Source organism: Variovorax sp. PBL-E5 (genome assembly GCF_901827185.1).
Classification (GTDB): domain Bacteria; phylum Pseudomonadota; class Gammaproteobacteria; order Burkholderiales; family Burkholderiaceae_C; genus Variovorax.
This window is the reverse complement of sequence record NZ_LR594671.1, coordinates 2,641,107-2,654,693: the sequence shown is the minus strand read 5'-3', so window position 1 is coordinate 2,654,693 and position 13,587 is coordinate 2,641,107. Positions and strand designations below refer to the sequence as shown.

Below are 13,587 nucleotides of genomic sequence, written 5' to 3'. Positions count from 1 at the left end.
GGACCGATGAACACGATGGAGCGAATTCTTCGCCTGATGGCCGAGCGCAAGGCCTCCGACATCTACCTTTCGGCCAACTCGCCGGCGCTGATCCGGATCAATGGCAACTGCCTGCCGATCAATGCGCAGGTGCTGCCGCCCGAGGCGCCGCTCAACCTGCTGGCCGAGGTGGTGCACGAAAGCCGCATCGCCGAACTCGAACGCAGCGGCGAACTGAACATGGCGATCGCGCTGCCTGGCGCCGGCAATTTCCGCATCAGCGCCATGCGCCAGCGCGGCAGCTACGCGGTCGTGGTGCGGCACATCGCATCGGTCATTCCGTCCTTCGACGAGCTGAATCTGCCGGAGATCCTCAAGACGCTCATCATGGAAAAGCGCGGCCTGATTCTGATGGTGGGCTCCACCGGCGCCGGCAAGAGCACCACGCTGGCGTCGATGCTCGACTACCGCAACGAGAACGCCACCGGCCACATCCTGACGGTCGAAGAGCCGATCGAATTCACCTTCACCAACAAGAAGTCGATGGTGAACCAGCGCGACGTAGGCAGCGACACGCAGTCGCTGCAGATCGCGCTCAAGAACGCCCTGCGCCAGGCGCCCGACGTGATCCAGATCGGCGAGATCCGCGACCGCGAGACCATGACGGCCGCGATCGCCTATGCGCAGTCGGGCCATCTGTGCGTGGCCACGCTGCATGCCAACAACAGCTACCGCGCGCTGAACCGCATCCTGAGCTTCTATCCGGTCGAGGTGCGTGCCACGCTGTTGGGCGATCTCGGCGGCGCACTGCGTGCGATCGTCGCGCAGCGCCTGCTGCGCACGCCCGCGAACACGCGCGTGCCGGCGCTCGAAGTGCTGCTGAACACGGCCCTGGTGGCCGACCTGATCGGCCAGGGCGACTTCTCGGCCGTGAAGGAGGCCATGGAGCAGTCGATGGCCGAAGGCTCGCAGACCTTCGAGGAGGACATCGCGCGCCTGGTCGTGGGCAACGTGGTCACGCGCGAGGAAGGCTTGTCGCAGGCCGACTCGCCGACCAACCTCATGTGGCGTCTGCAGAACCGCACGGCGCCGCCCGCGCGCAACGAGGACCGCGCCCTGCTCGACCAGGTCGAAGAGCCGACCTTCACGGACATCACGCTCGACGTCCGGTTGTAGAACTGAACCCCCGATGTCGCGAACGCTGCAGCTTGCCGAACAACTGATCTCCCGCCCTTCTGTCACGCCCGAGGATGCGGGCTGTCAGCAGATCCTCGGCGAGCGCCTGGCGGCCCTCGGCTTCCGGCTCGAAACCATCGAGGGCGGGCCGGCCGACTTCCGCGTGACCAATCTCTGGGCCGTGCGCCCGGGCTCCGCCGACGCGACGTCGGCGCGGACCGCGGCCTTCGCGGGCCACACCGACGTGGTGCCCACCGGCCCCATCGAGCAGTGGCGCAGCCATCCGTTCACGCCCACCCATCGCGACGGCCGGCTCTACGGCCGCGGTGCCTGCGACATGAAGACCTCGCTGGCGGCCTTCGTCGTCGCGATCGAGGAGTTCCTCGCCGCCACGCCCGAGCCGCGCCTCACGCTCGCCCTGCTGCTCACCAGCGACGAGGAAGGCCCCGCGCGCGACGGCACGGTGGTGGTCTGCGACACGCTGGCTGCGCGCGGTGAACGCATCGACTACTGCATCGTTGGCGAACCGACCTCGGTCGAGCGCTGCGGCGACATGATCAAGAACGGCCGGCGCGGCACGCTGAGCGGCAAGCTGACCGTGAAGGGCGTGCAGGGCCACATCGCCTATCCGCACCTCGCGAAAAATCCTGTGCACGCATTGGCGCCGGCACTGGCCGAACTGGTCGCCATCAACGAGGCCGGCGGCTGGGATGCCGGCAACGCGTTCTTCCAGCCGACCAGCTGGCAGGTGAGCAACATCCATGCGGGGACCGGCGCCAGCAACGTGATTCCGGGCTCGGCGGTGATCGACTTCAATTTCCGCTTCTCGACCGAATCGACCCCCGAGTCGCTGCAACAGCGCGTGCAGGCGGTGCTCGACAGCCACGGGCTGGACCACACGCTCTCATGGACACTCGGCGGCCTGCCCTTCCTCACGACGCCGGGCGAACTGGTCGAAGCGGTGCAGCAGGCGATCCGCGACGAGACCGGCATCGAGACCGAGCTGTCGACCAGCGGCGGCACCAGCGACGCGCGTTTCATCGCCAGGATCTGCAGGCAGGTGATCGAGATGGGCCCGGTCAACGCGAGCATCCACAAGATCGACGAACACATCGCAGTCGCCGAGATCGAGCCGCTGAAGAACATCTACCGGCGCACGCTGGAACGGCTCGAAGCGCTGCTGCCGACATGAGCAGCGTGATCGAGCTGATCGAAGCCGGCGCAACGCAGCTGACCGACGCCGGCGTCGCCTTCGGCCACGGCACCGACAACGCGTTCGACGAAGCAGCCTGGCTGGTGCTGTGGCGGCTGCAGCTGCCGCTGCACGAACTCGACGCGGTGACCGATCGCCCGGTCTCGCCGTCCGATGCGGCGCGTGTCGCCGAACTGTTCGCGGCCCGCATCGCTTCGCGCAAGCCGGCGGCCTACCTCACGAAGGAAGCGTGGCTTCAGGGCGTGCCCTTCTACATCGACGAGCGCGCCATCGTGCCGCGCAGCTTCATCGCGGAGCTGCTGGCGGACGGCAGCATCGATCCGTGGCTCGGCGCGCACACGCGGCGCGTGCTCGACCTGTGCACCGGCAACGGCAGCCTCGCGGTGCTGGCGGCGCTGACCTATCCGGAGATCGCGGTCGACGCCGCCGATCTGTCGGCCGAGGCGCTCGAAGTGGCGGCCATCAACGTGACGCGCCATCAGCTCGATGCACGCATCACGCTGCTCGCGTCCGACGGGCTCGCCGGCGTGCACGGTCCCTACGACCTGATCCTCTGCAACCCGCCCTACGTCAATACACAAAGCATGGCCGCGCTGCCCGCCGAATACCGTGCCGAGCCCGCGCTGGCGCTGGCCGGCGGTGCCGACGGCATGGACTTCGTGCGCCAGCTGTTGCACGATGCACCCCGATGCATGACGCAGGCGGCGGTGCTGGTGCTGGAGATCGGCAATGAGCGCGCCCACTTCGAGGCCGCGTTCCCCGCGCTTGAGGCCGTGTGGCTCGAAACCTCGGCCGGCGAAGACCAGGTGCTGCTGCTGACCCGCGACGCGCTGGCGACCCTGGCCGGCTGAACGGGCGCGCGGCATGACCGTGCTCGCGCCGACCTGCAGACGCAAAGAATGAACGTCCTTCTCGACACCCGATTGCCGCGCACGCTCGACGCCTGGGTGCAGTCGATGCTGGCCGACGGCCGCCCCGGCCTTCGCATCGATGCGTGGCTGTTCGAAGGGCTGGCCGCACGACGTGCCGCCGAACAACGCCTCGCGGAGGCCGGCATCGCGGCACGCTTTCACAGCGCCTACAAGCCATTGGTCCATCACTTCCAGGAAGAGGTCGACCTTGCCGGGCTGGCCAGCGTGACGGTTCACTGTCCGGTGCATCCGATGGCATCGGCGCGCCGCTTCGCGCTGGAGGCCTATCCGCTGGCGGAGATGCTTGCGGGCGTCGAACTGCAGCTCGTGCCGCAGACACCGTCCGAGGCCACGCCGTGCCACGAAATCGAACTGCGCTGGCACGATGGCAGGCAGCGCACCGACTGGGTCTTCGCACCCAACCGCGTGCACCAGGATGTGCTCTTCAACACCCTGCTGTCGCCCTGCGCCTGGATGAAGATCACGCAAGGCGAAGCGCCGGTGACGGACGGCGCGCGGCCCTCCGACTACGAAGCGCTGTTCCGGCTCGCGATGGACACGCTGCGCCAGCATCCCTGGCCGGCCACCGAACCCTGTTTCGAACGGCTCGACATCCGCATCGATCTGCCGGGCGTCGCGGCCACGGCGGAGAGTGGTGCACCCTGGGTCGATCTTCACGAGGCGCTGCACGAGGATCTGTACTTCTCGCTGCTGGAGCTGTTCCAGCAGCGCAGCGGACGGCCGCCCGGCGATCGCCGCTTGCAGCCGGGCCAGATCGTGCCGGACGTGCGCGTGAGTGAAGGCGAAGTGGGCTTGCGCATCGGCTTGCGCGAATACCCGGCACCGATCGCCGATGAAGCGGCCGCGAACGACATGCCGCTCGACAGGATTACGGCCCCGCTCGGCTTCGCGCGCATCGCGCAGGAACTTGCCGGGATTCCCGGTCAGCGCTTCGAAGCCACGAGCCGGCAAGGCCGGGCCGTGGTCGGCATCTACCATCCAGGCGCCGGTCCGGCGGTGATCGTCAGCGGCGGCCAGCATGCCAACGAGACCTCGGGCGTCGTCGGCGCGCTGCGCGCCGCGCGGCATCTGGCCGCGCAGCCGGACGCGCACTTCGCGCTGATCGCGCTCGAGAACCCCGACGGCTACGCGCTGCACCGCGAGCTCTGCGCGCACTCGCCGCAGCACATGCACCATGCGGCACGCTACACGGCGCTGGGCGACGACGTCGAATACCGCGAGCATGCGCCCTTCCACGAGCGCGAGGCGCGGTACGAAGCGCTGCGCCTGTCGGGCGCCGCATTGCACATCAACCTGCACGGCTACCCGGCCCACGAGTGGACGCGCCCGCTGAGCGGCTATCTCCCGCGCGGCTTCGAACTGTGGACGGTGCCCAAGGGCTTCTTCCTGATCCTGCGCTACCGCAAGGGATGGGCGGACACGGCGCGGCGGCTCGCCGAGCATGTCTGCGGCCGGCTGGCAGAGCGGCTCGAACTCATGGCCTTCAACGCGGCCCAGCTCGCCACTTACAATACGCATGCTGGCGAGCTTCCCTTCGAAGTCATCCACGGCACGGCCTGCTCCCTCAGCGAGGTCGACCGCCCCGGACCCGCCCTGACCCTGATCACCGAGTTTCCGGACGAAACGATCTACGGTGGTTCCTTCGTATTTGCCCACGACACCCAGACCGCCGCCGTGCTGGCCGCGGTCGAAGCCATAGGCCTGATTTCGCCGAGTCCATGATCACCCTGAAGAACGTCATCCTGCGCCGCAGCGCCAAAGTGCTGCTCGACGGCGCGAGCGTCACCATCAACCCCGGCGAGAAGGTCGGGCTGGTGGGACGCAACGGCGCCGGCAAGTCCACCTTGTTCGCGCTCTTCAACGGCACGCTGCACGAGGACGGCGGCGACTTCTCGCTGCCACGCCAGTGGCGCATGGCCCAGGTCGCGCAGGACATGCCCGAAACCGAGGAAGGCGCCAGCGATTTCGTGGTCGGCGGCGACACGCGGCTGGTGGAACTGCGCCAGGCCCTGGCGGCCGCCGAAGCGGCGCACGAGACCGACCCCGACGATCACGACATGGGCATGGCCCTGGCCCATGCCTACACCGACCTCGCCGATGCGGGCGAGCACGATGCGGTGCCGCGCGCCCAGGCGCTGGTCCTCGGCCTCGGCTTCAAGGTGCACCAGCTCGACCAGCCGGTCAACAGCTTCTCGGGCGGATGGCGCATGCGCCTGCAACTGGCGCGCGCGCTGATGTGCCCGAGCGACCTGCTGCTGCTCGACGAACCCACCAATCACCTGGACCTGGACGCCCTGGTCTGGCTCGAGTCCTGGCTGCAGAAATACGCCGGCACCATGATCGTGATCAGCCACGACCGCGAATTCCTCGACGCCGTGACCGACGTCACGCTGCACATCGAGCATGCCAAGCTCACGCGCTATGGCGGCAACTACAGCGCCTTCGAAACGCTGCGTGCGCAGCAGATGGAGCTGCAGCAGTCCGCCTTCACCAAGCAGCAGGACAAGATCGCGCATCTGCAGAAATTCATCGACCGCTTCAAGGCCAAGGCGAGCAAGGCCAAGCAGGCGCAGAGCCGGGTCAAGGCGCTGGAGCGCATGGAAAAGGTGGCGCCGCTGCTGGCCGAGGCCGATTTCACCTTCGAATTCAAGGAGCCGGGCAACATCCCGAACCCGATGCTCTCGATCAGCGATGCGAGCTTCGGCTACCGGGCCGAAGGCGAGCCGCCGAAGACCATCCTGCGCGGCGTGAGCCGCTCGGTGCTGGCCGGCCAGCGCATCGGCATCCTGGGTGCCAACGGACAGGGCAAGTCGACGCTGGTCAAGACCATCGCGCGCGAAATGGGCGCGCTGGCCGGGACGGTGACCGAGGGCAAGGGCCTCAACATCGGCTATTTCGCGCAGCAGGAACTCGACGTGCTGCGCCCGCAGGACACGCCGCTCGAGCACATGGTGCGCATGGCGCGCGAGCTCGGCGCGAGCGTCAAGGAGCGCACCGGCGAGCAGGACCTGCGCGGCTTCCTCGGCAGCTTCAATTTCAGCGGCGACATGGTCAAGCAGCCGGTTGGCACGATGAGCGGCGGCGAGAAGGCGCGCCTGGTGCTGGCCATGATGGTCTGGCAGCGCCCCAACCTGCTGCTGCTCGACGAGCCGACCAACCATCTGGACCTGGCGACGCGCGAGGCCCTGGCCGTCGCGCTCAACGAGTTCGAAGGCACGCTGATGCTGGTGAGCCATGATCGGGCGCTGCTGCGTTCCGTCTGCGACGAGTTCTGGCTGGTCGGGCGCGGCGTCGTCGCCGACTTCGACGGCGATCTCGACGACTACCAGCGCTACCTGCTGGACGAGGCCAAGCGCCAGCGCGAAGAGGCCAAGGCGGCCACGCGCGACGCGATCGCCGCTGTCGCCGTGGCCGAAGCGCCGCCGCCCGCCGTCCAGGCAGCGAAGACGCAGGCGCCCGCGGCCCCCGAGGCGGCGTCCGGCAGGACTCAGCGCAAGGCCGACGCGCAGGACCGCCAGCAGCGCAGCGACCAGGCCAAGCCGCTCAAGCGCGAGCTCGCGCAGATCGATCAGCGACTCGCCAGCGCCGGCGCCGAGAAGGCCTCGCTGGAAGCCCGGCTGGCCGCGCCGCTTGCAGCGGCGGAGATCGCCGAGGCCGGCAAGCGGCTCAAGGCCCTGAACGACGAGATCGGCGAGCTCGAGGAGCGCTGGCTGGCCCTGTCGGATCAGCTGGAGGCGCTCGCCGCATAACGAATAGGCGTGATAGGCTGCACGAAGCATGCCTTCGGCCATCGAACTTGCCCAGGGGGATCCCCAGCTCATTGCCGCGATCCAGCGCAGCCGGCGCCTGCTCGGGCGCAAGGCGCTCATCGCTGCCGCGGCGAGCGCGGTCCCGCTGCCGGGTGTCGACTGGGCCGCCGATGCTGCCCTGCTCACGCGGCTGGTTCCGCAGATCAGCGCCGAATTCGGCCTCTCGGTGACCCAGATCGAACGCCTGGCGCCGCACGAGCGCGACCGGATCCAGAAAGCGGCATCGGCGGTCGGCGCCTTGCTGGTCGGCAAGTTCGTGACGCGCGAGCTGCTGCTCAGGCTGGCGCGCCATGCCGGGATCCGGCTGACGGCGCAGCAGGCAGCCAAATACGTCCCGGTCGCGGGCCAGGTGGTATCTGCCGCGCTGGGCTACGCCGCGCTGCGCACGCTGGGCGAGCTGCACATCCGGGATTGCGTCAAGGTCGCGCAGTCTGTCGGACGCAGGCTTCCCTCGCCTCTGGCCCCCGAGGAAGGAGGGCCGGATAGGCCGCGAACCCCTTCGCGCCTCACTCGAACATGGGATCGCCTGCGGCTGCGATGAGGCCGACCATCGCAGGCCGTTTGCCCCCACAGGCTGTTGGCCTACCACGACACGCGATCCTGGACAATTGGCCAAGAGGGTCATAATCACCATACTCGGGTACGGATGCGGAGACGACCGGCAAAGGCGACACGAGACAGATCAAGGTGACGTCGTTCCGCACGGCGAAATCGGAGGAGCGGAAGATGAATGAGACAGACCTTGCAGCAGCGATAGAAAGGCTCATGGCCCGAGTCGACTACTACCTGCACTGCGAATTGGACGAAGAGTACGACCACGATCGGCCGGATACCGCGCGCCACCTGCTCGAAGCAGCGCTGAGGCAGGAACTGCTGCGCGCCAGCGCAGTCGGCATGGTGTCTGCCATCACCACCGCCGGCGCTTCCGCCCTGGACGACGAAACCCCCTGACACCGCTGCCGAAGCCTGCAAGCAGTCCTTGCAACGCTGATTGGGCTCGTCCCGCACCGGCCGGTGCGCTGGCGAACACGGTGCGCTAGAGTCGACCGCAGTGGACAGCCTCGACCTGATCAAGACCTTCTGCGAAGTTGCCGCGCACGGCAGCTTCTCGCGCGCCGCCAAGAAGCTCGACATGTCGAAGGCTTCCGTGAGCAAGTACGTGGCCGAGCTGGAAACCCGCTTCGGCGTGCGGCTGCTCAATCGCTCGACACGTTCCGTGAGCCTGACCGATGCCGGCGTGCTGCTGCTCGAGCGAAGCAAGCCCGTTCTCGAAATGGTGGAGCTCACCCAGGCCGAACTCCAGGAGCATGCGAGCCGGCCCACCGGCCGCCTGCGCATCGCGGCACCGCACGGCATGGGACAGGGCGATCTGCCCAAGCTGCTCGGGCAATTCATGGGGCACTACCCTGAAGTCAGCCTCAGCGTGCAATTCAGCAGCCGCACGATCGACATGGCCGAAGAAGCCATCGACCTGGCGCTGCGTTTCGGCCCGATCGAGGACGACAACCTGATCGTGCGCAAGCTGGCGCTCGTCAAGCTGGCCGTCTGCGCATCGCCGGCCTACTGGAAGAAGCACGGCACGCCGCTGCATCCTGCCGAGCTGTCCGACCACGAGGCGCTCACCCATTCGCGTTCCGGCCCGCATCCGCAGTGGCGCTTCGAAGTCGATGGCCATCCGCTCGACGTGGCTGTCAAAAGCCGGATGGATGCGACCGAGAACGCCGCATTGGTCCAGGTGGCGCTGCAGGGCTTCGGCGTGGTCTATATGCCGGCCCTCATGGTGCAATCGCACATCGACCATGGCGATCTGGTGCCTGTGCTGCAGGACCATGTTCGCAACGACATGTGGCTTTCCGCCGCCTACCTGCAGCGACGCCACAACAGCGCAGCCTTGCGGGCACTGCTGGATTTCCTGCAGACGCGGATCGGCGTGAAGGATGTCGCAGGGCGCTGAAGCGCAGGGATGCGGGTCGTCTGGCGGGGACGCCTCGCATCCGACGCAACCCGCCGATGCCCAATTTCGAATCCGGGTCGCACTCGGCCGGGCCGGCGATCGACGCCGCCCTCTCTTTATCTATGACTCTTCCGGCTAGCCCGTGAAGATGTTGTAGTCCGCACGATTCGCGTCATAACAGCTCAAGGGAAGGTGAGCCGCGCAAGCCGATCAAGAAGCCCAAGCGCACGCGGGGCGCAAGGCTGAGAAGAAAAGCGCATGACGATGATCACAGGCTCTTCGGGGCCTTCTTCGTGACGTGGAAGTGCCGGCAATCGGCGTGGCGACAAAACTAGATGCCACAGCCCTCAGCCAAACGCTTGTTCGCCAGATCCAGTCTTTCATTCATCCAGCCAAGCTTCGACTCATCGAAATCGCCGTCGCCCTCTTTCATGTAGTTCAGCATGGTGCCGATGCCTCTATCCATGCCGCGCAGTACGTGCCAAGGCCGTTCACAGGGCTACAGGCAAGGAAGATCTGATCTACCTCTCGTCGGAGTTCCTGCAACGTAGCTATCGGGCCTGACAGCTGTTCACGAGGAGTTTGAGGCCAGGCGGACTGCGTCTTGCCAGCGAAGGCGTAGGTCACCGAATTTTGAGATCTGCCCTTCTCTCTCAGCTTCCGCTGCGGCGGCGGCCTGCGTGGCCTGTTCTACCGTATGGGCATGCCATCCAAAGCCCGCTGCCACTGCGACAAGAACAGCTAGCACGAGCGTCCAAAAGACAAGTCGTTTCGTCATGGCAACAGATTGTGGAGCAGTAGTGCGGAAGTCCTTCTGGCAACAATCTGACAATGAAGCAGCCAAAGAAAATGCCTGCCACCGAATAGATAGCAGGCCTTCTATATTCCACGCGGGTTGAATGGTAGGACGTACAAGATTCGAACTTGTGACCAACGGATTAAAAGTCCGCTGCTCTACCAACTGAGCTAACGTCCCACTCTCGATTTCATCGACCCTGCGTTGCGCGGACGAATCCGGCAAAGCCCGAAATTATAGCGTGGTGCCGCGAGCCAGCCGGTCCATGACCCAGCCGGCGGCGCACTGGCCGAAGGTGGCCGTGACGCTCACCATCGAACCATAGCCATGGCAATTGAGCGAGCCATCGCCTTCCATGGCGCACGAGGCATCCGGGGGTGCGACGCTCTCGCGGCTGAAGACGCAGCTCACGCCGATCTTGCGTCCCTCGCGCGGCGCACCGTGCATCTTGCGCAGGCGCTGGCGCAGCTGCGCCAGCAGCGGATCGTGGGTGACCAGCGCGAGGTCATCGATGTCGACCTTGTGCGCCAGCCGCTTTCCGCCGGCCGCGCCGGCCGTAACGAAAGCCGTGCCCGACTCACGTGCCCATGCGGCCATCACGAGCTTGGCGCGCACCTGGTCGCAGGCATCGATGACGGCGCTCACCGGTCCGTGGGCTGCCTCTGCGCTTGCCAGCAGCGCCGCCCAGTTGCCGGGCTCGACGAATTCGTCGATCGCAAGAACCTTGCACGCCGGATTGATATGGGCAATGCGCTCACGCATCGCTTCGACCTTGGCCTGGCCCACAGTGGTGTCGAGCGCGTGGATCTGGCGATTGATGTTGGATTCTGCAATGTGGTCGAGATCGATCAGCGTCAAGCGGCCGACCGCGCTGCGTGCGAGCGCCTCGACCGCCCATGAGCCGACACCGCCGATGCCGGCGACAAGCACGTGGGCATCGCGCAGACGCGCCGCTCCTGCCACGCCGTAAAGGCGCTCCAGTCCGCCGAAGCGACGGGCCAGATCGGCATCGTCCGCCTGGACGATGGGAGACAGGGTGCTCGACACGCTGCGCGCCCGGCGCTATCGGAGTCGGGAGAGGCGCTCTCGCCCGGCCTGCGCGGCTTCCGACTGGGGATAGGCCTTGACCAGATCTTCCAACGTGCGCCGCGCCGCGCGCGTGTCCTTCAGCTCGATCTGGCAATTGGCGATCGACAGCACGGCCTCGGGCGCCTTCGCATGGTCGGGCGCGAGGGAAAGCATCGACCTGAAATTGGCGATCGCCTCGTTGTAGTTGCGCGTGGCGTACTGCGCATTGCCGAGCCAGAACAGGGCCGAGGCGTTGTAGCCGCTTTGCGGATAGCGCTTCACGAAGTCGGCGAACGCGGTCTGTGCCTGCGCGAACTGGCCGCCGCGAAACACGCCGAGCGCGGCATCGAAGTCGGCCTTTTCCTTGGGATCGGCGGTGAATTCGCGGCCGTCCACCGACACCTTGGTCGGCTCGTTCTGCTTGAGCTTGTCGCCGATCGCGGTCTGGTTCTGCTGCAGCTCGGTGATGCTGCGCGTGAGCTGCTCGTTCTGCCCGGTCAGGCGCTGCATGTCGCCGCGCATCTGCTCGATCTGGTTCTGCAGATCGAGCAGGCTCCGCCGCAACTGCGCGTTGTCGTCAGTTTGGCGTTGCTCGCTCTGCTGGCGCATGGCTTCGACGCGCTGGCGCAGATCGAGGATCGCCTTGCGAGCCTCGTCGTCCTCGAACAGCGCGGCGTGCGCGCCCAGCGAGGCGCATAGCAAGGCGGCGGCAATGGCCGCGCCTCGCAAGGAGGCGCGTTGCCTCATTGCCGGTAGGAGATCTCGGCGCGGCGGTTCTGCGCCCACACTTCTTCACCGGTACCCTGCACCGCCGGCTTTTCCTTGCCGAAGCTCACGGCCTCGACCTGGTTGTCGGAGACGCCGAGCAGATTCAAGGCCCGACGCACCGCTTCCGAACGCTTCTGGCCGAGCGCCAGGTTGTATTCGCGGCCGCCGCGTTCGTCGGTGTGTCCTTCGATCGACACATGACGTGCCGGGTTGGCCTTCAGGAAACGCGCATGCGCATCGATGAGCTGCTGGAACTCGGGCTTGACCGTGTAGCTGTCGAAGTCGAAATAGATGATCCGCGCGACGCCGACCGGGCCTTGCGCCGTGCCGGCGTTCGGGTCGATGGTCACCGGCGCCACACCGCTGGCTGCGCCGCCCGCGCCGCCCACGCCGCCATTGCGGTCGACCACCGGCGTGTCGTTCAGCTTGGTGCCGGACGAGCAACCGGCAATCAGCGCCACGATGGCCAGCGAATAAATCGTACGTCTTAACATTTCGAACTCCTCATGTGAATCATTGCTTTAGAAACGGACCCCAGTCCGGTTCCCGGATGTCTCCCGCCTGTCCTGCCAGTCGAGCTTTTATTTTTCCGTCGAGCGTGGTGGTCATCAATGCCTCGCGGCCTTGCAGGCGCGTGGCATAGACGATCAGCTTGCTGTTGGGGGCAAAACTCGGCCGCTCGTCGGCCGAGGTGTCGGTGATCGATTGGACATTTCCGGTCGCCAGTTCCATCACCTGGAGTTTGAACGCACCGCCAATGCGAGAGATGTAGGCCAACCACCGGCCATCGCCGCTGATCGCAGGAGAAATGTTGTAGGTGCCGGAGAAGGTCACGCGCGTCGGATTGCCGCCGCCGGCGCCCATCTTGTAGATCTGCGGTGCACCGCCGCGGTCGCTCACGAAGTAGATCGTGCCGCCATCGGCCGAATAGAACGGCTCGGTGTCGATGCTGTTGCTCTGCGTGAGCCGGCGCGGTTCTCCACCGTTCGAAGAGATCGTGTAGAGCTGCGACCCGCCGTCGCGGCTCAGCGTGACCGCCAGCGTGCTGCCGTCCGGTGCCCAGGCCGGCGCGCTGTTGGAGCCGCGGAAGTTGGCCACCAGGCGACGCTGGCCGCTGGAGACGTTGTGCACGTACACCACCGGCTTGCGCGACTCGAAGGACACATAGGCCAGCTGCGTGCCGTTGGAAGACCAGCGCGGCGAGATGATTGGCTCCGGACTGGCCAGCGCGGCCTGCGCGTTCTCGCCGTCGGCGTCGGCCACCCAGAGGTTGTAGCGCGCGCCGTTCTTCGTGACGTAGGCGATGCGGGTCGAGAAGATGCCCTTTTCTCCGGTCAGCTTTTCGTAGACGTAGTCCGCGATGCGATGCGAAGCCAGACGCAGGTCGCCTTGCGGCACGGTGTAGCTCTGGCCACCGAGGTCTTGCCCGCGGACCACGTCCCACAGCCGGAAGAGCACCTCGTAGCGGCCATCGGCCAATCGCTTGACGCTGCCCACGACCAGCGAATCGGCCGTGCGCTGGCGCCACAGGCTCAGGTCCGGATGGGAGGCCTCGTCCAGATCCTGCCCGGACGCGTCGACGCCGCGAAACTGCCCGCTGCGTTCGAGGTCGGCCTGGATGATGGCGGAGATCTTTTGCGGCGACGCATCCTGCCCCTTGAACGGAACCAGCGCGATCGGCAACTGGGTCAGCCCCACGCCGGAAACCTCCACCCGGAACTGGGCAAGGACCGGAAACGCGGGAGAGGCAACAAGAGCCGCAATCAGGGTGCGACGGGCCAGGAACGATGAAGAAGGGGTTGGGGAGATATCTTGCAACGGCTTGTTCATGCAGTTCGGAGAAGTTTCCGGCGATTAAGTTTCAAAGCCGGACGGGGCTCCATGGTACACAT

Annotated in this window: 12 protein-coding genes and 1 tRNA gene; 8 read left to right on the top strand and 5 right to left on the bottom strand. The window is 66.5% G+C overall.

Annotation, left to right across the window (positions count from 1 at the left end; all coding sequences use genetic code 11):
- Nucleotides 1–6 precede the first annotated feature (6 nt).
- From WDLP6_RS12935 to WDLP6_RS12900, 8 genes are all read left to right on the top strand, one after another.
- Nucleotides 7–1,155, top strand: coding sequence for a PilT/PilU family type 4a pilus ATPase (locus WDLP6_RS12935; RefSeq protein ID WP_162592655.1), 1,149 nt, complete (start codon nt 7–9; stop codon nt 1,153–1,155).
- A gap of 13 nt (nt 1,156–1,168) precedes the next feature.
- Nucleotides 1,169–2,347, top strand: coding sequence for a succinyl-diaminopimelate desuccinylase (gene dapE / locus WDLP6_RS12930; RefSeq protein ID WP_162592654.1), 1,179 nt, complete (start codon nt 1,169–1,171; stop codon nt 2,345–2,347).
- On the top strand, nt 2,344–3,219 hold the full coding sequence (gene prmB, locus WDLP6_RS12925) for a 50S ribosomal protein L3 N(5)-glutamine methyltransferase (RefSeq protein ID WP_162592653.1): 876 nt from the start codon (nt 2,344–2,346) through the stop codon (nt 3,217–3,219). The genes dapE and prmB overlap by 4 nt, the downstream gene beginning before the upstream one ends.
- Before the next feature lie 48 nt (nt 3,220–3,267).
- Nucleotides 3,268–5,022, top strand: coding sequence for a peptidase M14 (locus WDLP6_RS12920; RefSeq protein ID WP_162592652.1), 1,755 nt, complete (start codon nt 3,268–3,270; stop codon nt 5,020–5,022).
- Nucleotides 5,019–7,049 (top strand): ABC-F family ATP-binding cassette domain-containing protein, encoded by a 2,031-nt coding sequence (locus WDLP6_RS12915; protein WP_162592651.1) that lies wholly within the window; start codon nt 5,019–5,021, stop codon nt 7,047–7,049. Before WDLP6_RS12920 ends, WDLP6_RS12915 begins: the two co-directional genes overlap by 4 nt.
- 28 nt (nt 7,050–7,077) lie before the next feature.
- Nucleotides 7,078–7,650, top strand: a complete 573-nt coding sequence (locus tag WDLP6_RS12910) for a hypothetical protein (protein ID WP_162592650.1) — start codon at nt 7,078–7,080, stop codon at nt 7,648–7,650.
- A 224-nt stretch (nt 7,651–7,874) separates the two neighbouring features.
- Nucleotides 7,875–8,060, top strand: a complete 186-nt coding sequence (locus tag WDLP6_RS12905; protein ID WP_162592649.1) for a hypothetical protein — start codon at nt 7,875–7,877, stop codon at nt 8,058–8,060.
- A gap of 100 nt (nt 8,061–8,160) precedes the next feature.
- On the top strand, nt 8,161–9,063 hold the full coding sequence (locus WDLP6_RS12900) for a LysR family transcriptional regulator (protein ID WP_162567579.1): 903 nt from the start codon (nt 8,161–8,163) through the stop codon (nt 9,061–9,063).
- A 900-nt stretch (nt 9,064–9,963) separates the two neighbouring features.
- Here the strand turns inward: WDLP6_RS12900 and WDLP6_RS12895 are convergent.
- From WDLP6_RS12895 to tolB, 5 genes are all read right to left on the bottom strand, one after another.
- Nucleotides 9,964–10,039, bottom strand: a tRNA-Lys gene (locus WDLP6_RS12895).
- A gap of 54 nt (nt 10,040–10,093) precedes the next feature.
- Nucleotides 10,094–10,906, bottom strand: a complete 813-nt coding sequence (locus WDLP6_RS12890) for a tRNA threonylcarbamoyladenosine dehydratase (RefSeq protein WP_162592648.1) — start codon at nt 10,904–10,906, stop codon at nt 10,094–10,096.
- A gap of 15 nt (nt 10,907–10,921) precedes the next feature.
- Nucleotides 10,922–11,674: a tol-pal system protein YbgF gene (gene ybgF / locus WDLP6_RS12885; RefSeq protein ID WP_162592647.1), complete on the bottom strand. Its 753-nt coding sequence runs from the start codon at nt 11,672–11,674 to the stop codon at nt 10,922–10,924.
- Nucleotides 11,671–12,189 (bottom strand): peptidoglycan-associated lipoprotein Pal, encoded by a 519-nt coding sequence (gene pal, locus WDLP6_RS12880; RefSeq protein WP_162592646.1) that lies wholly within the window; start codon nt 12,187–12,189, stop codon nt 11,671–11,673. Before pal ends, ybgF begins: the two co-directional genes overlap by 4 nt.
- Nucleotides 12,190–12,208: 19 nt before the next feature.
- Nucleotides 12,209–13,525 carry a Tol-Pal system beta propeller repeat protein TolB gene (gene tolB, locus WDLP6_RS12875; RefSeq protein WP_232080680.1) on the bottom strand — a complete coding sequence of 439 codons (1,317 nt, stop codon included), beginning with the start codon at nt 13,523–13,525 and terminating at the stop codon, nt 12,209–12,211.
- Nucleotides 13,526–13,587 lie beyond the last annotated feature (62 nt).

Coding starts and splice junctions, on each gene's coding strand:
- WDLP6_RS12935 (WP_162592655.1), top strand. CDS start 7: ATGAACACGATGGAGCGAATTCTTCGCCTGATGGCCGAGCGCAAGGCC.
- dapE (WP_162592654.1), top strand. CDS start 1,169: ATGTCGCGAACGCTGCAGCTTGCCGAACAACTGATCTCCCGCCCTTCT.
- prmB (WP_162592653.1), top strand. CDS start 2,344: ATGAGCAGCGTGATCGAGCTGATCGAAGCCGGCGCAACGCAGCTGACC.
- WDLP6_RS12920 (WP_162592652.1), top strand. CDS start 3,268: ATGAACGTCCTTCTCGACACCCGATTGCCGCGCACGCTCGACGCCTGG.
- WDLP6_RS12915 (WP_162592651.1), top strand. CDS start 5,019: ATGATCACCCTGAAGAACGTCATCCTGCGCCGCAGCGCCAAAGTGCTG.
- WDLP6_RS12910 (WP_162592650.1), top strand. CDS start 7,078: ATGCCTTCGGCCATCGAACTTGCCCAGGGGGATCCCCAGCTCATTGCC.
- WDLP6_RS12905 (WP_162592649.1), top strand. CDS start 7,875: ATGGCCCGAGTCGACTACTACCTGCACTGCGAATTGGACGAAGAGTAC.
- ybgF (WP_162592647.1), bottom strand. CDS start 11,674: ATGAGGCAACGCGCCTCCTTGCGAGGCGCGGCCATTGCCGCCGCCTTG.
- pal (WP_162592646.1), bottom strand. CDS start 12,189: ATGTTAAGACGTACGATTTATTCGCTGGCCATCGTGGCGCTGATTGCC.
- tolB (WP_232080680.1), bottom strand. CDS start 13,525: ATGAACAAGCCGTTGCAAGATATCTCCCCAACCCCTTCTTCATCGTTC.